General features: G+C 72.8%; 15 protein-coding genes. 8 read left to right on the forward strand and 7 right to left on the reverse strand.

The features are described 5' to 3' along the window. The first annotated feature begins 154 nt into the window (after window positions 1-154). Window positions 155-1,714 (forward strand): sodium:solute symporter family protein, encoded by a 1,560-nt coding sequence (locus tag AB0947_RS09885; protein ID WP_366749793.1) that lies wholly within the window; start codon window positions 155-157, stop codon window positions 1,712-1,714. Window positions 1,715-1,736: 22 nt separating this feature from the next. On the opposite strand, the gene AB0947_RS09890 is transcribed toward AB0947_RS09885, so the two are convergent. After that, entirely contained in the window at window positions 1,737-2,852 is a 1,116-nt protein-coding gene (locus tag AB0947_RS09890) for an ADP-ribosylglycohydrolase family protein (RefSeq protein WP_366749794.1), read from the reverse strand. Between the two features lie 138 nt (window positions 2,853-2,990). Here AB0947_RS09890 and AB0947_RS09895 point away from each other — a divergent pair, with 138 nt between their 5' ends. Further along, window positions 2,991-3,497: a DUF2165 domain-containing protein gene (locus AB0947_RS09895; protein ID WP_366749795.1), complete on the forward strand. Its 507-nt coding sequence runs from the start codon at window positions 2,991-2,993 to the stop codon at window positions 3,495-3,497. On the opposite strand, the gene AB0947_RS09900 is transcribed toward AB0947_RS09895, so the two are convergent. From AB0947_RS09900 to AB0947_RS09910, 3 genes are all read right to left on the reverse strand, one after another. Continuing rightward, window positions 3,490-4,062: a hypothetical protein gene (locus AB0947_RS09900; protein ID WP_366749796.1), complete on the reverse strand. Its 573-nt coding sequence runs from the start codon at window positions 4,060-4,062 to the stop codon at window positions 3,490-3,492. The two genes, AB0947_RS09895 and AB0947_RS09900, sit on opposite strands and share 8 nt — an antisense overlap. Window positions 4,063-4,145: 83 nt before the next feature. Next, window positions 4,146-6,731 (reverse strand): bifunctional FO biosynthesis protein CofGH, encoded by a 2,586-nt coding sequence (locus tag AB0947_RS09905; protein ID WP_366749798.1) that lies wholly within the window; start codon window positions 6,729-6,731, stop codon window positions 4,146-4,148. Window positions 6,732-6,756: 25 nt separating this feature from the next. Beyond that, window positions 6,757-7,623: an LLM class F420-dependent oxidoreductase gene (locus tag AB0947_RS09910; RefSeq protein WP_366749799.1), complete on the reverse strand. Its 867-nt coding sequence runs from the start codon at window positions 7,621-7,623 to the stop codon at window positions 6,757-6,759. 133 nt (window positions 7,624-7,756) lie between these two features. Between AB0947_RS09910 and AB0947_RS09915 the strand changes: the two genes are divergently transcribed. From AB0947_RS09915 to AB0947_RS09930, 4 genes are all read left to right on the forward strand, one after another. Further along, window positions 7,757-9,145 (forward strand): CehA/McbA family metallohydrolase, encoded by a 1,389-nt coding sequence (locus tag AB0947_RS09915; RefSeq protein ID WP_366749800.1) that lies wholly within the window; start codon window positions 7,757-7,759, stop codon window positions 9,143-9,145. A gap of 91 nt (window positions 9,146-9,236) precedes the next feature. Then, entirely contained in the window at window positions 9,237-9,632 is a 396-nt protein-coding gene (locus tag AB0947_RS09920) for a nitroreductase/quinone reductase family protein (protein ID WP_366749801.1), read from the forward strand. Window positions 9,633-9,796: 164 nt separating this feature from the next. Then, complete coding sequence (locus tag AB0947_RS09925; protein WP_366749802.1) at window positions 9,797-12,760, forward strand: BTAD domain-containing putative transcriptional regulator; 2,964 nt, start codon at window positions 9,797-9,799, stop codon at window positions 12,758-12,760. Window positions 12,761-12,958: 198 nt separating this feature from the next. Next, window positions 12,959-13,144 (forward strand): hypothetical protein, encoded by a 186-nt coding sequence (locus AB0947_RS09930; protein WP_366749804.1) that lies wholly within the window; start codon window positions 12,959-12,961, stop codon window positions 13,142-13,144. Between the two features lie 173 nt (window positions 13,145-13,317). Here AB0947_RS09930 and AB0947_RS09935 read toward each other — a convergent pair whose 3' ends face one another. Further along, window positions 13,318-13,932, reverse strand: a complete 615-nt coding sequence (locus AB0947_RS09935) for an ATP-binding protein (RefSeq protein WP_366749805.1) — start codon at window positions 13,930-13,932, stop codon at window positions 13,318-13,320. A gap of 120 nt (window positions 13,933-14,052) precedes the next feature. Here AB0947_RS09935 and AB0947_RS09940 point away from each other — a divergent pair, with 120 nt between their 5' ends. Both AB0947_RS09940 and AB0947_RS09945 read left to right on the forward strand, forming a co-directional pair. Beyond that, on the forward strand, window positions 14,053-14,904 hold the full coding sequence (locus AB0947_RS09940; protein WP_366749806.1) for a helix-turn-helix transcriptional regulator: 852 nt from the start codon (window positions 14,053-14,055) through the stop codon (window positions 14,902-14,904). After that, window positions 14,885-15,088 carry a DUF397 domain-containing protein gene (locus AB0947_RS09945; RefSeq protein ID WP_366749807.1) on the forward strand — a complete coding sequence of 68 codons (204 nt, stop codon included), beginning with the start codon at window positions 14,885-14,887 and terminating at the stop codon, window positions 15,086-15,088. Before AB0947_RS09940 ends, AB0947_RS09945 begins: the two co-directional genes overlap by 20 nt. 29 nt (window positions 15,089-15,117) lie before the next feature. Here AB0947_RS09945 and AB0947_RS09950 read toward each other — a convergent pair whose 3' ends face one another. Both AB0947_RS09950 and AB0947_RS09955 read right to left on the reverse strand, forming a co-directional pair. Beyond that, on the reverse strand, window positions 15,118-15,681 hold the full coding sequence (locus tag AB0947_RS09950) for a hypothetical protein (protein WP_366749808.1): 564 nt from the start codon (window positions 15,679-15,681) through the stop codon (window positions 15,118-15,120). A gap of 123 nt (window positions 15,682-15,804) precedes the next feature. Then, complete coding sequence (locus tag AB0947_RS09955) at window positions 15,805-18,168, reverse strand: PQQ-binding-like beta-propeller repeat protein (protein ID WP_366749809.1); 2,364 nt, start codon at window positions 18,166-18,168, stop codon at window positions 15,805-15,807. Window positions 18,169-18,316: the final 148 nt, after the last annotated feature.

The raw sequence follows: 18,316 nt of genomic DNA on the forward strand, positions 1-18,316 counted from the left end.
CCGGTAACCCCTCGAAGGAGGCGCTGACCCGACTCCTCGACGACTTCTGAGTGTTCACACTGATGAACAGGGATCAGCAAGGCGAACAATTTTACTCTGACTTGACCTTACGCTTGCTTGTCGTGTTCATGTGGGCGGACCCACGATCGGGCACATGAACAGTCTCGACTGGGCCGTGCTCATCGGCTACTTCGGTGTGATGGTCGCGATCGGCGTCTGGTCGCACAAGCGCGTGGACAACGTTTCCGACTTCTTCACGGCCGGCGGCAAGATGCCCTGGTGGCTCTCCGGCATCTCGCACCACATGTCGGGCTACAGCGCCGTGATGTTCACCGGATACGCCGGCATCGCCTACACCTACGGCGTCACCTCCTTCATCACCTGGTCCTTCCCCATCGCGCTCGGCATCGCCATCGGGTCGAAGCTGTTCGCGCCCCGCATCAACCGACTGCGTTCCCGGCTCCACGTGGCCTCCCCGCTGGAGTACCTGAAGAACCGCTACAACCTGCACACCCAGCAGGCACTCGCCTGGTCCGGCATGCTCCTGAAGATCGTGGACGTGGGCGCCAAGTGGGCGGCCATCGCCACCCTGCTGTCCGTCTTCACCGGCGTCTCGCTGAACCAGGGCATCCTCATCACCGGCGCGATCACCGCGGTGTACTGCACGATCGGCGGCCTGTGGGCGGACGCGCTGACCGAACTCGGCCAGTTCGTCATCCAGTTACTCGCCGGTGTCGCGATGTTCGTGGCGGTCGTGCTGAAGCTGAACGACAAGCACATCGGCTTCCTCGGCGCCTGGGACGAGCCGGCCCTGCACGGCCACGGCAAGCCGCTGGTCGGCCCCTACGGCACGGTGTTCCTCCTGGCGTTCCTCTTCATCAAGCTCTTCGAGTACAACGGCGGCATGCTCAACCAGGCCCAGCGCTACATGGCCACCGGCAGCGCCTACGAGGCCGAGCGCTCGGCCCGGCTGTCGGCGGTGCTGTGGCTGGTCTGGCCGGTGGTGCTGTTCTTCCCGATGTGGATGTCGCCGCTGCTGGTCCACGCGCAGAAGCCGGACGGCTCCGACTCCTACGCCCTGATGACCGAACAGCTGCTGCCGCACGGCCTGCTGGGCCTCGTCATCGTCGGGTTCTTCTCCCACACCATGGCGATGTGCTCCTCCGACGCCAACGCCATCTCCGCCGTGTTCACCCGGGACGTGGCGCCGGTGCTGTCGGCCAGGGCACGGGGCTGGGGCGAGCGGTCGGGACTGATCGCGGCCCGCGTCACGACGGTCGTCTTCCTCGGCCTGTCCATGGCGGTCGCGACCCAGGTCAACTCCCCCGCCTTCAAGGACATCATCACCGTCGTCATCAAGTGGGTGGCCGGTCTGATGGGCCCGATCGCGATCCCGATGATGCTCGGCCTGCTCCGCGCCTTCCGCCGCTCCGGCCCGACGGCGGCGCTCACCAGCTGGGCGGCGGGCCTGCTGGCCTTCTGGCTGGTCAACTACCCCATCAACTGGGAAGTCGACGGCGGCGTCCCGCTCCAGTACCAGGTCTCCATCCCGCTCGCGGTCTCCCTGGTCCTCTACGTCCTCATCGGCTACCTAAAGCCGGAGGACACCCCGGCCCGGCTGGCCGTCATCGAGAAGGTCAACACGGACGGCGACGCGGTGGCGGCGGTACCGGTGCCGGCCACGGCGGGCGACGACGTGGTCGGGGCGCCGTAGGGGCCACCCTCCGGAACCGCGCTCACGCCCGCGGGTACCTCGCCAGCCACCCCGGTGACGAACCGGCCGGGCCGTGCAGCGCCGGGCCCTGGGTCATCTCCATCGCGAAGTCGTCGGCCAGTTCCAGGATCGTGGGGCGGCCCTCCAGCTCGGCCAGCCAGGCCGGCGGGAGGGCCGTCTCGCCGTGCAGGGCGCCGAGGAGGCCGCCGGTGAGGGCGCCCGCGGCGGCGGAGGGGCCGCTCTGGTTCACCGCCAGGCACAGCCCGTGCCGTACGTCCTCCCCCACCAGCGCGCAGTACACGGAGGCGGCCAGCAGCCCGTCCGCCGTGCCGTCGCCGGCCAGTTCCTCGACCCGGGCCGGGGCCGGCATGCCCTGCCGCACCGCCCCGAGGGCGTGCTGGAGGGCGTCGGAGACCGGCTGGTGGCCGGGGCGGACGGCGAGCAGGGCCAGGGCCCGCTGCACGGCGCCGTCCAGGCTGTCGCCCCGGGCGAGCGCGTGCACGATCACGGCGTACGCGCCCGCCGACAGGTAGGCGATGGGGTGGCCGTGGGTCTGGGCCGCGCACTCCACGGCCAGCTGGACGACCAGTTGGGGTTCCCAGCCGACGAGCAGGCCGAAGGGCGCCGAGCGGGCGACCGCCTCCGGCCCCAGCTCCCCCGGGTTCTTCGGGGACTCCAGCGTGCCCATGGTGTCGTCGCCGAACCCGATCAGCAGCGCGCGGGAGGGGTCCCGGCGGGCGTACAGCCACTCCTCGCGGGCCAGCCAGCCGTCGTCCTTGCGGCGCTCGTCGGGACCCCAGTCCCGCTGGGTGGCCGCCCAGCGCAGATAGGCCCGGTGCAGATCGGTCGGCGGGTGCCAGGCGCCGGTGTCGCGGCGCACCTGGGCGCGTATCAGCCCGTCCACGGTGAACAGGGTCAGCTGGGTGTGGTGGGTGACCGTGCCGCGCCGCCCGTGCCCGAAGGCCAGGTCGAGCAGCCCCTCACCGCCGTACGCGGCCCGGATCTCCGCCAGGGACAGGGGGTCGGCGGGCCCGCCCAGCGCGTCGCCCACCGCGGTCCCGAGCAGCGTGCCCCGCACCCGGCTCCGGAAGTCCTGCTGTTCGGCACGCCCCCAGACGGCACCGGCTGTCGCCCCCACCAGACCTCCCCTGGCACCGTCCGCCTGTACGACGCCCAGCACTGTAATCGACCGGGAACGGTCCGTTGAGTGCCGCCCGGCCGGATTCTGGCGCAATGCGTACGGCGGACCGGGGCGGCCACCGGGAAGAATCCAGCCATGACCACCACCCCCACCCGTCACACCGGCCTCAGACTCGCCGCCGGTGTGCTCACCGGCATACTCGCCCTCTACATCGCCCTGGTCGCGCTCGGGAACATCACCGACTTCGGGACCAACCAGCAGTTCGTGCGGCACGTACTGGCGATGGACACGACGTTCAAGGACGACGATCTGATGTGGCGGGCCGTCACCAGTACGGCACTTCAGGACACCGCGTACGTCCTCGTCATCGTGTGGGAGACCGTGGCGGCCCTGCTGCTGGTCCGGGGGACGTACCTGTGGGCGCGGCGCAGGGACGACCTCGCCCGGCGCTGGTCCACCTACGGTCTGCTGATGCTCCTGCTGCTCTTCGGCGCCGGGTTCATCGCGATCGGCGGTGAGTGGTTCGCGATGTGGCAGTCGAAGACGTGGAACGGCCTGGACGCGGCGACCCGCGTGTTCCTGCTCAGCGGCGTCGCGCTGATCGTCAACCAGCTGCCCCCGGGCGGCCGGGACGCTACTTGACCACCGCGACCCGGGTGCCCTGGTCGCCGAAGGCCCACAGGGCGGCCCCGTCGTCCTTGTGGAGGCGGATGCCGCCCAGTTTCTGGCCGTTCGCGGGCGGGGGCGAGGAGCCGTCGAGGGCGTTGGAGAAGGCGACGTTCACGCCGGACACCTTGGTGAAGTACATGACGTGCTCGATCTGGACGCCGTCCGAGCCCTTGAGGGACTGGGTGCGCAGGGTGATCGAGTAGCGGCCGGGCTGCGGGCTCACCGTGCCCGGCCACACCGTGAACGTGCGGGACGCCTTGCCGGTCGCGTCGACCAGCCAGAGCCGCTTCTCACCGAGCGAGTACACGATCCGGCGGCCCTCGCCGGACTCGTCCGGCAGGGCGGGGGCGGACGGTGTCCTCGGTGTCAGCGTCGCGTGGGGGCTCGCCGTCGCCGACGCGCTGGGCCTGGTCACCGCGGCCGTGGGATGCGGCCCGTGGTCCGCCTGGACGGCGAGGGCGACGACGGCCGCGGTCGCCCCCGCCGTCAGACCGGTGACCCAGGCCCACGAGGGCAGTCGGGCAGCCACGGGACGCATCTCCTCCGCTACGGGTCCCCTTCTCGGCACAGGGGTCGGATCATCGTACTCAGTCCGCGGAGGGGGATCGGCCGGGAGGCCGCTCAGTCCAGGACCGGGAGCAGCTCCGGCAGGTGGCCGTCGGACGCCTCGGCCGCCCGCCGGCGTTCCTCCGGCACCTCGCCGTAGAGGGTGGTGCGCGGCTTCGCGGGCCGGCCGGCCGCCTCCGCCACCGCGACCAGGTCGCGGACGGACTTGTACGAGCCGTACGAGGAACCCGCCATGCGGGAGATCGTCTCCTCCATCAGCGTCCCGCCGAGGTCGTTCGCGCCGGAGCGGAGCATCTCCGCCGCCCCCTCGGTGCCCAGTTTGACCCAGCTCGTCTGGATGTTGGGGATCCAGGGGTGCAGCAGCAGGCGGGCCATCGCCGTCACTGCCCGGTTGTCCCGCAGCGTCGGGCCGGGGCGGGCGATGCCGGCCAGGTACACCGGCGCGTTGGTGTGGATGAACGGGAGCGTGACGAACTCCGTGAAGCCGCCGGTCTCGCGCTGGATCCCGGCCAGCGTGCGCAGGTGGCCGAGCCAGTGCCGGGGCTGGTCCACGTGCCCGTACATCATCGTGGACGACGAGCGGATGCCCAGCTCGTGCGCGGTCGTGACGACCTCGATCCAGGTGGCCGTGGGCAGCTTGCCCTTGGTCAGCACCCAGCGGACCTCGTCGTCCAGGATCTCCGCCGCGGTACCCGGGATGGAGTCCAGGCCCGCCTCCTTGGCGGCGGTGAGCCACTCGCGGACCGACAGGCCCGTCCGGGTCGCGCCGTTGACCACCTCCATCGGGGAGAAGGCGTGCACGTGCATGCCCGGGACGCGCTCCTTCACCGCCTTCGCGATGTCGAAGTACGCGGTGCCCGGCAGGTCCGGGTGGATGCCGCCCTGCATGCACACCTCGACCGCGCCCACCTCCCACGCCTGCTGGGCGCGGTCGGCGACCTGCTCCAGCGAGAGCGTGTACGCGTCCGCGTCCGTGCGGCGCTGCGCGAAGGCGCAGAACCGGCAGCCGGTGTAGCAGACGTTGGTGAAGTTGATGTTGCGGGTGACGATGTAGGTGACGTCGTCGCCGACCGCCGACCTGCGCACGTCGTCCGCGACCCGGCACAGCGCGTCCAGCGCCGGGCCGTCCGCGTGCAGCAGGGCGAGGGCCTCGGCGTCGGTCAGCCGGGTGGGGTCGTCGGCCGCCGTGCGCAGCGCCTCGCGGACGTCGGCGTCGATGCGCTCGGGAGCCATGCCGGGGGCGGCCGCCTCCCGCAGGGCCTCCCAGTCGCCGTACACCTCGTCGAAGTCGGCGCGCCGGTCGCCGGTGCGCCCCTCGGTGTCGATGGAGGAGTGCAGGTCGGTGCGGCCGGTGGCGGTGAACACCTCCTCCGGCTCCTGCCAGGGCCGGCCCGTGACCGGCGCGTCCGGCAGGGCGAGGCCCGTCTCCGGGTCGGCGAGGGCGGACACGTGCGGGCGCAGCCGCGGGTCCAGCCAGGGTTCGCCGCGGCGGACGAACTCCGGGTAGACGCAGAGGCGTTCGCGCAGCTCGAAGCCGGCCGCGCGGGAGCGTTCGGTGAGTTCCTCGATCTGCGGCCAGGGCCGCTCGGGGTTGACGTGGTCGATGGTCAGCGGGGAGACCCCGCCCCAGTCGTCGATGCCGGCGCCGATCAGCCGCTCGTACTCGGCGTCGACCAGGTTCGGCGGGGCCTGGAGGTTGGCCGAGGGGCCCATGATGTGCCGGGCGACGGCCACCGTGGCGACCAGGTCGTCCAGTTCGGCGTCCGGCATGCCGCGCATGGCCGTGTCCGGCTTGGCGCGGAAGTTCTGGATGATCAGTTCCTGGATGCCGTGGTAGGCCCGGGAGACCTTCCGGAGCGCGAACAGGGACTCCGCGCGCTCCTCGTAGGTCTCGCCGATGCCGATGAGCAGGCCGGAGGTGAAGGGGACGGAGGAGCGGCCGGCGTCCTCCAGAACGCGGAGGCGGACGGCCGGTTCCTTGTCCGGGGAGCCGTGGTGCGGGCCGCCCGGCTCGGACCACAGGCGGGTCGCGGTGGTCTCCAGCATCATGCCCATGCTGGGCGCGACGGGCTTCAGCCGCTGGAAGTCGGTCCACGTCAGCACGCCCGGGTTGAGGTGGGGAAGCAGTCCCGTCTCCTCCAGGATGCGGATGGAGACGGCGCGGACGTAGGCGATGGTGTCGTCGTAGCCGTGCGCGTCGAGCCACTCGCGCGCTTCCGGCCAGCGGTCCTCGGGCTTGTCGCCGAGGGTGATCAGGGCTTCCTTGCAGCCGAGGGCGGCGCCCTTGCGGGCGATGTCCAGCACCTCGTCGGGGGACATGAACATGCCGTGCCCGGCGCGGCGCAGCTTGCCGGGCACGGTGACGAACGTGCAGTAGTGGCACTTGTCCCGGCACAGCCGGGTGAGGGGGATGAAGACGCTCTTCGAGTACGTGATGACGCCGGGCCTGCCCGCCGCCTCCAGGCCCGCGTCCCGCACCCGGGCGGCGGAGGCGGCGAGGGCGGTCAGGTCCTCACCCCGTGCCTGGAGCAGCACCGCCGTCTCGGCGACGTCGAGGGCGACGCCGTCCCGGGCGCGTTTGAGGGCGCGACGCATGGAGTTCTCGGTGGGGCCGGTTCCGGAGGTCGCGGAAGTCGTCATTCCTTGAGCATACGTTCGCGTTTGATCACTGTTGCGGGGCACTGTCCGGCAGGAGGGAGCCGTGCGCGTCGAGTGCCCGCAGCACCTCCGCCTCCCGGGCGGGCGGCAACTGCACCACGACCTCCTCGATGCCCAGTTCGGCGTAGTGGGCGAGTTTGCCGGGGGTGGGCCGGACGGCGTAGGGGACGACCTGGAGGGCGTCCGGGTCGCGGCCCGCGTCCGCCCACACCGAGCGCAGCACGGGCAGCGACTCGGACAGCCCGCGCCCGCCGATCGGCAGCCAGCCGTCGGCGTACTCGGCGATGTGCGCGAACAGCCTGGGCCCGGCGGCCCCGCCGACGAGCGTGCGGGGGCCGACGACCGGGCCGCGCGGCTTCTGCACGGGCTTGGGGTGGGCGAGGCTGGCCCGTACGGCGCCGAACTCCCCCTCGTACGCGGTCGGCTCCTCGCTCCACAGTGCGCGCATCAGCGCCATCCGGTCCCGGACGAGGGCCCGGCGGGTCCGCCAGGTCACGCCGTGGTCGGCGGCCTCCTCCACGTTCCAGCCGTAGCCGAGGCCGAGGGTGAAACGGCCGCCGGACAGGTGGTCGAGCGAGGCGATCTGCTTGGCGAGGTCGATGGGGTCGTGCTGGGCGACGAGCGTGATGCCGGTACCGAGCGCCAGCCGCCGGGTCACGGCCGCGGCCTGGGCCAGGGCGACGAAGGGGTCGAGGGTGCGGCCGTACTCGCGGGGGAGGTCGCCGCCGGCGGGGTACGGGGTGGTGCGGTCGACCGGGATGTGGGTGTGTTCCGGGAGGTAGAGGCCGGAGAAGCGGCGCGCTTCCAGCTCCTGCGCCAGCCGGACGGGGGTGATGGTCTCGTCGGTGAGGAAGATCGTGACGGAGATGCGCATGGGGCATCGTACCGACTGGTCGGTCGCCCGTCAGGGGGGCGCGCGCGGACCGTTCGTGGCCACCGCGGACCGTTCGTGGCCACCGCGGGCCGTTCGTGGTTACCGTGGGCCGTTCGTGGTTACCGTGGGCCCCGTGACGACCTTGCGCGGCACCTTGGCACCGGGCTCACCGGACTATGTGTACCTGCCGTTCGAAGTGCCGCCCGGGACCCGTGAGGTGAAGGTCGCCTACACCTACGGCACACCCCCCGTCCCGCCCGGCGCCCCCGGCAACGCCCTCGACATCGGGCTGTTCGACCCGCGCGGAACCGAGCTGGGCGGGCGGGGGTTCCGGGGATGGTCGGGGGGTGCGCGGAGCGAGTTCTTCGTACGGGCCGACGAGGCCACGCCGGGGTACCTTCCGGGGCCGCTGACGCCCGGGACCTGGTACGTCGCGCTCGGGCCGTACACCGTGGCGCCGCAGGGGCTGCCGTACGAGGTGACCGTCACGCTGACGGAGGGCGCGGCCGGGAAGGCGCCCGAGCCGGTGTACCCGCCGGACCGGGCCCGGGGGCGGGGCCGGGACTGGTACCGGGGCGACTGCCACCTGCACTCCTGGCACTCCGACGGGCGGCGCACCCCGGCCGGGATCGCGGACCTGGCGCGCGCGGCCGGGCTGGACTTCGTCAACAGCTCCGACCACAACACGCACGCCTCGCACGCCCACTGGGCCGACGCGGCCGGCGACGACCTTCTGGTGCTGCTCGGCGAGGAGGTCACCACCAGGAACGGGCACGTGCTGGCGATCGGCACCGAGCCGGGCACCTTCGTCGACTGGCGCTACCGGGCCAGGGACGGCCACTGGGCGCGGTTCGCGCGGGAGATCCGGCGGGCCGGCGGCCTGGTCGTCCCGGCCCATCCGCACGCCGACTGCGTGGGCTGCGCCTGGAAGTTCGGGTGCGCGCACGCGGACGCCGTGGAGGTGTGGAACGGGCCCTGGACACCCGACGACGAGCTGGCGCTGGCGGCCTGGGACGCGGGGCTGGTGGCGTCGGCGCGGGGCGGGCGGGCGTGGCTGCCGGCGATGGGCAACAGCGACGCCCACCGCGCCCCGGACGTCGTCGGGCTGCCCCAGACGGTCGTCCTCGCCGACGGCCTGACCCGGGAGGCGATCCAGGAGGGGCTGCGGGCGGGACGGTCGTACGTGGCCGAGTCGCGGCACGTCTCGCTGGCCTTCTCCGTGACGGCCGAGGGGGGTGAACGGGCCGGGATCGGGGAGCGGCTGGCGGTCGGGCACGACACCCCGGTGACCGTGCGGCTGGAGGTGTCCGGGGCGCCGCGCTGCTCGGTGCGGTTCGTCACCGACCAGGGCGTGCTGTGCAGCGGCGGACCGCTGCCGGTGTCCGGCACGGGCACCCTGGAGTGGCGCACGACCCCGGACCGCGCGGCCTATGTGCGCGCCGAGCTACGCCACGAGACGGCGTTCGGCCCGGTGCCGGGAGCGATGGCCGCCCTCACCAACCCGGTCTTCCTGGGAACCTGAGGTGTGCCGGTCCGTGCCCCCGTTGCGTTCGGGCCCCCAGCCGGTGGAGGCTGGCATCCTCGTGCCGGGAGAGAGCAGGGGAGCCGGAACCGTGTCAGGCCGCGCAGACCGCAAGCACCGCCTCGTGACCCGCCTCCAGCGGTACGTCGCCAACCCGCTCAACCGGCGCCTGCCGTTCCAGACCCTGCTGGAGACCACCGGCCGGACGTCCGGCCTGCCCCGGCGGACCCCGGTCGGCGGGCGCCGGGTCGGCGACTCCTTCTGGCTGGTCTCCGAGTTCGGCCTGAAGTCGCAGTACGTGCGCAACATCCAGGCCGACTCCCGCGTCCGGGTCCGTATCGCAGGCCGCTGGCACCACGGCACCGCCCACCTGCTCCCCGACGACGACCCGGTGGCCCGGCTGCGCACCCTGCCCCGCCTGAACAGCACGGCGGTACGGGCGTTCGGCACGGACCTGCTGACCGTACGGGTGGACCTGGCCGACTGAGCGTCCGTGACTCCCGGTGCCGGGCCGCCGGCATGCGGAGAGGTTGTGAGGGCTCTGTGCACCCAGGTGCGGCCCGCTGTGATCGGCGTCTCCCACGGCTGACGCAACCGCCCGGAACAAGGCAAACTGACGGGGTTGTTCGTGATGCCGAGGGGGACGAACGCATGGACGGTGGGCCGCGAGTACCCGAGCAGCGGCGTGCCGGCTCCGCGCCCGTCGCGGAGCCCGGCCCGCTGCGCTTCGGCGTGCTCGGTCCGGTGCGGGCCTGGCACGGCGAGGACGCGCTCAGCACGGGCTCCCCCCAGCAGCGCGCCCTGCTGGCCGCCCTGCTGCTGCGCGAGGGCCGTACGGCCACGGCGGCGGAGCTGATCGACGCCCTGTGGGGGCCCGAGCCGCCGTCCCAGGCGCTGGCGGCGGTCCGCACGTACGCCTCCCGGCTGCGCAAGGTGCTGAGCCCCGGCGTCCTGATCAGCGAGTCCGGCGGGTACGCGATCCGGGGCCTGCGCGAGGGCGCCCTGGACCTCGCGGTCGCGCAGGACCTGGCGGCGGAGGCGGAGAAGGCGCGGGGCACCGCCGAGCTGGGCCGGGCGCGGGCCCTGCTGAACCAGGCCCTCGACCTGTGGGACGGCGAAGTCCTGGCCGGCGTCCCCGGTCCGTACGCCGAGGCGCAGCGGGCCCGCCTGGAGGAGTGGCGGCTCGGCCTGCTGGAGACCCGCCTGGACCTGGACCTGGAACAGGGCTGCCACGCGGAGGCGGTCTCGGAACTGACGGCGCTGACGGCGGCGCATCCGCTCCGGGAGCGCCTGCGCGAACTGCTGATGCTGGCGCTGTACCGCAGCGGCCGCCAGGCGGAGGCCCTCGCGGTCTACGCCGACACCCGCCGCCTGCTCGCCGAGGAGCTCGGCGTCGATCCCCGCCCCGGCCTCAGCGAACTCCAGCAGCGCATCCTCCAGGCGGACCCGGCCCTCGCGGAGCCGTCCGCCCCCGTGACGGAGCCGACGGCGACCCCGGTGCGCCCGGCCCAGCTGCCCGCCTCCGTACCCGACTTCACCGGCCGCTCCTCCTTCGTGTCGGAACTGACCGAGGTGCTGTCCTCGGCGTCCGAGGCGGAGGGCCGGGTGATGGCGGTCTCGGCCCTGGCCGGCATCGGCGGCGTGGGGAAGACGACCCTCGCGGTCCACGTGGCGCACCGGGCCCGCCCGGCCTTCCCCGACGGCCAGCTGTACGTGGACCTCCAGGGCGCGGGCCCCCGCTCGGCGGAACCGGAGACGGTCCTGGGCTCCTTCCTGCGGGCCCTGGGCACGCCCGACACCGCGATCCCCGACTCCCTGGAGGAACGCTCGGCGCTGTACCGCTCGGTCCTGGACGGCCGCCGGGTTTTGGTGCTGCTGGACAACGCGAAGGACGCGGCCCAGGTACGGCCCCTGCTCCCCGGCACCGAGGGCTGCGCGGCCCTGGTCACCTCCCGCGTCCGCATGCTCGACCTCGCCGGCGCCCACCTGGTCGACCTCGACGTCATGTCCCCCGACGAGGCGCTGGCCCTCTTCACGAAGATCGTGGGCGAGGAACGGGTGGCGGCGGAACGCGAGGCCGCGCTGGACGTGGTCGCGGCCTGCGGCTTCCTCCCGCTGGCGATCCGCATCGCGGCGTCCCGGCTGGCGGCCCGCCGCACCTGGACGGTGTCCGTCCTGGCGGCCAAGCTGGCGGACGAACGCCGCCGGCTGGACGAGCTCCAGGCCGGCGACCTCGCGGTGAAGGCCACCTTCGAACTGGGCTACGGCCAGCTGGAACCGCCCCAGGCCCGCGCGTTCCGCCTGCTGGGCCTCGCCGACGGCCCGGACATCTCCCTCGCCGCGGCGGCAGCGGTCCTGGACCTCCCCCCGGAGGACACGGAGGACCTCCTGGAGTCCCTGGTGGACACGTCGTTGCTGGAATCGGCGGCCCCTGGCCGCTACCGCTTCCACGACCTGGTCCGCCTGTACGCGCGAGCCTGCGCGGAGAGGGACGAGTGGCCACCGCGGGAGCGGGAGGCGGCGATGTCGCGGGTGCTGGACTTCTATCTGGCCACGGCGGCCCGGGTTTATGCGATGGAGCGGCCGGGGGACCGGTTGGTGGAGCACCTGCAACCGACCGAGTATCCGGGGTTGGGCTTCACCCATCGCCAAGAGGCACTGGACTGGCTGTACTCCGAAGCCAACTGCTTGTTGGCATCGGCTCGTCAGGCCCTGGGGGGCCTCAGAATCCGCCGGGGCGTGGACCTTCTGTGGGCCGCCAAGGACCTGGGGGAGTCAGGGGCCAACTCCAAGCAGTACGAGTCTGTCGCGCTCACCGCCACGGACGCCGCCCAGGCTGCGGGCGACGCGCACGCTGAAGGCCGCGCGCGTACCGTGCTGACGAACGTCCACCTCGTGGCGGGTCGTTACAGCGAGGCCGACGAGGAAGCCCGACTGGGCGGCCTGCTCGCGGACACGGCCGGAGATCCCACGCCGGTCTTCTGGACGAGCAACGACCGGGGAATCATCGGCCTCAATCAGGGCCGTTACGCGGACGCCGAACGACACCTCATGCGCGCCATCGAGGCATCGCGTCAGGACGGCAACCTCGCAGGCGAAGCGAGCGCTCTGTGCAACTTGTCGCGCGTTCACCTGGCCATGGGACGCACCGGTCACGCGATAACGCTCGCCCAGCAGGGGATCGACCTGTACGACCGCCTGGGAGCCACCGTCCGTCTGGCGAACGCCCGGTACGCCCTGGGGCTCGCGCTGACCGAGGCCGGGCGTCCGTCCGAGGCCCTCGACCAGCTCGCGGACGCCCTGGGCACGTTCCAGACGAACCGGCAGCGTCTGTGGGAGGGGACGACTCACTTCCGTATCGCGCAGGCTCACCTCGTGGGGCGGCAGCACACGTTGTCCGCCAAACACGCAGAACAAGCACTGGCCATCGGCTGCATCGGCGGTGACCGCGTGCGTGCCGGCGTCCTCACCACCCTGGGGCGGTCGTTGTCCGGTCTGGGCCAGGTCGACCGCGCACGGGTCTGCTGGCTCGAGGCGCTGCCTCTCTATGAGCAGTCCGGCTCTCCGGAGGCCGACGCCGTCCGGGCGCTGCTGTCACCGGTCTCCACAGCCTGACGAGCGGCGGCAGCGTTCATCGATTGTTTATGCCTCGCTGGCATGCTCAACCCATCGGCCCGTCGCGTCGGGGGGCAGGCGGGCCGAGGGACTCACCAGGTATGCGAGAGTCCTGTCAGGTCCCTGCTCGGGAGCACTCGGGGGAGTTGCCGGGCAGGGACCGCTCAGATCCAAATCATCTTCAGGGGAGCCGTGCACATGGCCGAGGCCAAGAAGAAGTCCGAGGACATCATCGCGCTGGACAACCACTCGCCGGTCCCGGCGATCGACGACGCGATCACCACCATGGACAACCACTCGCCTGTCCCGCCGATCGACGACGCGATCACCACCATGGACAACCACTCGCCCGTCCCGCCCGCCCTGGGGCTGGACGGCAAGTAAGTCCCGAAGACCTCCATCCCGACGGGGATCGGCCGCGGCGGCGCGGAGGGGGAGCCGCCGCGGCCGAGGTGTGTGGGGGCAAGATCCAGCCAGATGCCGTGACACGGCAGCACACCTCCGAGGGGCCGGGCGGATGCTCGGCCCCTTGCCGTGTGCCCCGCCGGGCGGACCGGTCACTCTCCCTCCGCCAGCTCACACCACACGGTCTTCTCCACCCCCTGCTCCACACCCCACCGGAGGGTCACCGCGTCGATCAGGGCGAGACCGCGACCCGCCTCGTCGTCGTCCGTGGCGGCCAGGAGCACGGGCACGGCTTCCGCCTCCGGGTCGGTGACCTCGACGCGGATGCGCCCGCCGTCCGTCCGGGCCACCCGTACGCGGACACACACCCCCTCCCCCACATGCCGGATGACGTTCCCGACGAGTTCGGTGACGCAGAGCTGGACGTCGGCGCAGGGCGCGTCCAGGTAGCGGTGAACGGTACGGCGCAGCCCTTGCAGTGCCTTCGGTACGGCGACCACCTCGACGTCCAGCGGCGGCCGGTTCGGCGCGCGTTCCTCACCCCGCAGCGCCCGCGCCAGTTTGCGTGCCGTCGCCGTGTTGCAGTTGCCGAGCGCGACCAGGCCGGCCGGGGGCTGGTACGTGCCCGCGAAGCTCGGCAGGTCCACCCGCAGTGAGGGCAGGGTGATGCCGCGTGCGGACAGCGCCTCGCGCAGGTCGTCCACGCAGAGGGTGGTGTCGTAGACGGAGTTGACGCGCCGGGCGGAGGGGGGATTCGAGGACGACACGATTGCGCGGACCTTCCTGTGCGTACTGTGATGAAGCAGTCACAGAGTGATGCCCACACCGGTACCTTTTGAAGAGGTTTCGGCTGCGCAAGCACATCTGGCAAACGGCGGTGACGAGTTATGCCCCCACGCAAAGACCCGGACGCATCGGCGAACGTCCCCTCCTTCTACGGCGCCGAGTTGCGTTATCGACGTGAGCTGGCGGGGCTCACCTTGGAGCAGTTGGCGGAGGGAAGCTTCCGGGGCGTGCCGTTCCTGAGCCAGATCGAGCGGGGGGAGCGGCGGATGCCGGTGGATCTGGCCCGGCACGTCGACAAGGTGCTGGGGACGGACGGGTTCTTCGAGCGGCGGTGTGAAGACGCGCGCCGGGCACGGCAGTCGGGGCATGCCGAGTACTTCGCGGATGTCGCGGAGATGGAGCAGCATGCGGAGACGATCGAGGAATGGGCTCCGATGCTCGTGCCGGGCCTGCTGCAGACGCAGGCCTACGCGGAGGCCGTCGTCCACACGTCGCTGCCCTGGCTGCCGCCGCCGACCGTCGACAAGCAGGTACGGGCCCGGCTGGAGCGCGCGAAGATCTGGGACCGGGAGGAGCGGCCGTCGTTCTGGGCGGTGCTGCACGAGTCCCTCGTCCGCAAGCCCCTGCTGCCCCCGGCGGAGATGGCGGAGCAGTTGGAGCACATCGCCCAGGTGATCCGCTCCACGCAGGGCGTTCTGCAGATCCTCCCGGAAACGGCGCAGGCCCACCCGTTCATGATGGGCATGATGAAGGTGATGACCTTCCCGGACGCCCCGCCGGTGGCCTACACCGAGGGGCTCCACAATGGCCAACTCATCGACTATCCGGCGCTCGTGAAGGACTACCGCAGGTCGTACGATCTGCTCAGGGCCACGGCACTACCGCCAGAGGCGTCCCTGGCCATGGTCGAACGAGCGGCGGAGGACTATCGAGATGGCAAGCACCGGGACTGACCTGAGCGCCGCCGTGTGGCGCAAGAGCAGCTACAGCAACGGCAGCGGCGGCGATTGCGTCGAAGTGGCCGACGCACACCCCGGCCTCGTGCCCGTCCGCGACTCCAAGAAGCCCCAGGACGGCCCCGTACTCCTCTTCCGTCCCCTCGCCTGGAGTGCCTTCCTCGGCTCCCTGAAGGGCTGACCGCACCCGTACGCCTACCGCGGCAGTGGTCAGGGCGCGAGACGCGCCGTCCCGTCCACCTCGCAGTGGTCGAGCAGGTCGAGGTGGGCCTTCCGCGTGAACGGAACCCGGACCGTCCTGGTGCCGCGGGCGGGTACGGAGACCTTCGCGCGGCCCGAGTCGATGGCGGGCGGGGTCTCCGGCAGGAAGAGCACCTCGACCGCGAAGGTCGCCTTGCGGCCGTTGGGGTTGGCGACCTCGACCGTGGCGTACGGCTTCCCGGCGCTCGCGCAGGCGACCAGCCTGGCCGTCCCGTCCTTCAGCGGGGTGCTGCTGCCGCCGCTGCCGGACGGCGTGGAGGTGGGGCGGTGGGTGCGCCGGTAGGAACCGCCGCCCGTGCGGCCGTAGCCGTCGTCGTCCGAGCCGTACGATCCGCCGCCCGAGGTGGACGACGAAGCGTCGTGGTCCTGGTGCGAGCTGCTGCACCCGCCCCCGCCGCCTCCGTGCCCCCGGCTGCCGTGGTGCCGGCCGGACGAGAAACCGGTCAGGCTGAGCACCACCAGGGTCAGTACGGCCGTGAACCTGAGCGCGCGCGTCCGTGAAGGCATGTGCATGCCAGCAGATTAGCCGCCGGTCGCACCGCATGGCGGCCGCCGGGCGCCGGAGGTAGCGTCGGCGTGGGCGGCCGCCGTCCGGAGCCCTTCCGTGCAGACCCGGTACGACGGCCGTCGCGCGGCTCACGCGGTCCGCGCGGTGCCCGTGCCCTTCTCCGCGTCCAGCGCGTACACGCACCGGTCCTTGCTGCACGCGTACACCACGCCGTCCTTGACCACCGGGGAGCCGGTGATCTCGCCGCCGGTCGCGAGCTTCCAGCGCAGGCGTCCGTCGTCGGCCTTCAGGGTGTAGAGGAGGTGGTCGGTGGAGCCGAAGTGGATACGGCCCTCCGCCACCGCGGGCGCGCCCACGACGTCGCCGCCCGCCTGGAAGCGCCACTTGGGGGTGCCGGTGACCGCGTCCAGGGTGTACAGGCCCTTGCCGCTGCCGACGTGCACGTGCCCCGCCGCCACCAGGACCGGCTCGACGGAGGAGCGGGCCTCGGTGGCGATGCGCCAGCGGTCGCGGCCGTCGGCGGCGTCGAGGGCGTAGACCGTGCCGAGGTAGTCGGCGAGGTAGACGCCGCCGCCGGTGACGGCCGGGCCGGGGGCGAAGGCCGGCGGGCTGAGGAAGACCGCCGGGGCCTCGAAGTGCCAGCGGACCAGGCCGCTCACCGCCTCGACGGCGAGGACGCGGGTGCCCGCGGAGACGTAGACGCAGCCGTCGGGGGCCGGGGTCAGCCGCACCGGGACGCCACCGCAGGAGGCCGCGTCACCGATGGGGTACGACCAGCGCTCCTCGCCGGTGCGGGCCTCCAGGGCGCGCAGCCGGGCGTCCTGCCAGACGTAGACCGTGCCGTCGTGCACGACCGCGCCCGCCTCCGGGGACTCGAAGTCGGTCTGGCAGCCGGTGATCTCCCACAGCTTCTGCCCGCTCGTCGCCTCCCACGCCTGGACGCCGCCGCCGCGGGTGCCGGTGACGACGGTGCCGCGGTCGGCCTTGAGGGAGTACACCCAGGCGTCCGTGGACAGCCGCCACAGGTCGGTGCCCTCGCGGGCGTCCAGGGCGAACAGGGTGGGGCCGTCGGAGGCGTGGATGCGGCCGTCCGCGACCGCCATGGACCAGGCGACGTCCCGGGTCTTGAAGCGGCGGCGGCCGGTGGCCACGTCCAGGGCGTGCACCTCGAAGGAGGTGACGTAGACGAGGTCCCCGTCGACGGAGGGGGTGCCCCACACGTCGTTGGACATGCGGAACCGCCAGGGGCGCCAGCCCGCCGCCGTCTCCGGGGGCTGCGGCGGCACGGGCGGTACGGCGGGGTCGGCGCCCGCCACACCGGGGCGGGGCCGGGACCAGCCGGCCACCAGGCCGGCCTCGGGCGGGGGCGCCTTGACGGCGGCGGCGCGGGCGTCGGCGACCCGGGGGCCGGGGCCGATGGGCACCGCGGCGCCGGCCAGCCGGACCGGGCCGGTGTCGGGGGCGCCGGCCGGGACGGGGACCGCGGCGCTCGCGGGCGCCGGGACCGGCGGGTCGTACGGCGGGGGCGGGGGCACGGCCTGCCGGCCGCCGCTGCGCGGGCCGCCGGCCGGGGCCGGGGCGGGCTTGACGGCGGGGCGTCCGCCGCGGCGGGACTCGATGAGGGCGACCGCCTTCTCCGGCAGCCAGGCGGAGGCGGTGCCGCTGTCGTCGGAGCCGGAGCCGAAGAGGTGCGGGGCGAGCTGGGCCTGGAGGTCGGCCGGGGTGGGGCGGGCGGTGGCCTCCATCTGCATGCAGACCTCGATGAGCGGGCGCAGCTCGTCCGGCAGGCCGGTGAGGTCCGGGCCCTCCCGGAGCAGCATGAACACGGTCTCGACCGGGTTGGCGCCGTGGAAGGGCGGGTGGCCGGTGGCCGCGAAGACCAGCATGGAGCCGAGCGAGAAGACGTCGCTGGCGCCGGTGACGCTGCGGGAGTCCTTGGCCTGCTCCGGGGACATGTAGGCGGGGGTGCCGACGGCGACGTTCGTCATCGTCAGACGGGTGTTCGACACTCCGGAGGCGATACCGAAGTCGATCACCCGGGGGCCGTCCTCGACCACGAGCACGTTGGACGGCTTGAGGTCGCGGTGGACCAGCCCGGCGCCGTGGATGGACTGGAGGGCCTCCGCCACCCCGGCCGCGAGCCAGCGCACGGCCTGGGCCGGGAGCGGTCCGCACTCGTTCACTATCTCTTCGAGCGAGGGCGCGGGGACGTAGGCGGTGGCCAGCCAGGGCACGGCGGCGCGCGGGTCGGCGTCGACCACGGCCGCGGTGTAGAAGCCGGAGACCGCGCGGGCCGCCTCCACCTCGCGGGTGAAGCGGACGCGGAAGAGCTGGTCCTCGGCCAGCTCGGTGCGCACCGTCTTGATCGCCACGCGCCGGCCGGACGCCGAGCGCGCGAGATAGACCAGCCCCATGCCGCCGGCGCCCAGCCGCCCCAGCACCTCGAACGGCCCGATCCGCCGCGGATCGTGCTGTGTCAGCTGATCCACCACTGCCTGCCACCTCCCCGTACGAGCCGCGCCACTTTCCATATGTACGCGGCCGAAGTGCAGCGTCTCACCACCGCACCGCCATGGCGGCACGCACCCTGATTCTTCCTGGCCGGGCGGCTGGTTGCGAACCCGGCGACAATCAGGGTGT

Source organism: Streptomyces sp. NPDC047841, from assembly GCF_040704085.1.
Lineage (GTDB): Bacteria > Actinomycetota > Actinomycetes > Streptomycetales > Streptomycetaceae > Streptomyces > Streptomyces argyrophylli.

Bases quoted from the DNA above. Each gene is read 5' to 3' on its own strand.
- AB0947_RS09900 (WP_366749796.1), bottom strand. From the start codon at position 4,062: ATGCGTCCCGTGGCTGCCCGACTGCCCTCGTGGGCCTGGGTCACCGGT.
- AB0947_RS09885 (WP_366749793.1), top strand. From the start codon at position 155: ATGAACAGTCTCGACTGGGCCGTGCTCATCGGCTACTTCGGTGTGATG.
- AB0947_RS09930 (WP_366749804.1), top strand. From the start codon at position 12,959: ATGGCCGAGGCCAAGAAGAAGTCCGAGGACATCATCGCGCTGGACAAC.
- AB0947_RS09925 (WP_366749802.1), top strand. From the start codon at position 9,797: ATGGACGGTGGGCCGCGAGTACCCGAGCAGCGGCGTGCCGGCTCCGCG.
- AB0947_RS09895 (WP_366749795.1), top strand. From the start codon at position 2,991: ATGACCACCACCCCCACCCGTCACACCGGCCTCAGACTCGCCGCCGGT.
- AB0947_RS09905 (WP_366749798.1), bottom strand. From the start codon at position 6,731: ATGACGACTTCCGCGACCTCCGGAACCGGCCCCACCGAGAACTCCATG.
- AB0947_RS09910 (WP_366749799.1), bottom strand. From the start codon at position 7,623: ATGCGCATCTCCGTCACGATCTTCCTCACCGACGAGACCATCACCCCC.
- AB0947_RS09945 (WP_366749807.1), top strand. From the start codon at position 14,885: ATGGCAAGCACCGGGACTGACCTGAGCGCCGCCGTGTGGCGCAAGAGC.
- AB0947_RS09950 (WP_366749808.1), bottom strand. From the start codon at position 15,681: ATGCACATGCCTTCACGGACGCGCGCGCTCAGGTTCACGGCCGTACTG.
- AB0947_RS09940 (WP_366749806.1), top strand. From the start codon at position 14,053: ATGCCCCCACGCAAAGACCCGGACGCATCGGCGAACGTCCCCTCCTTC.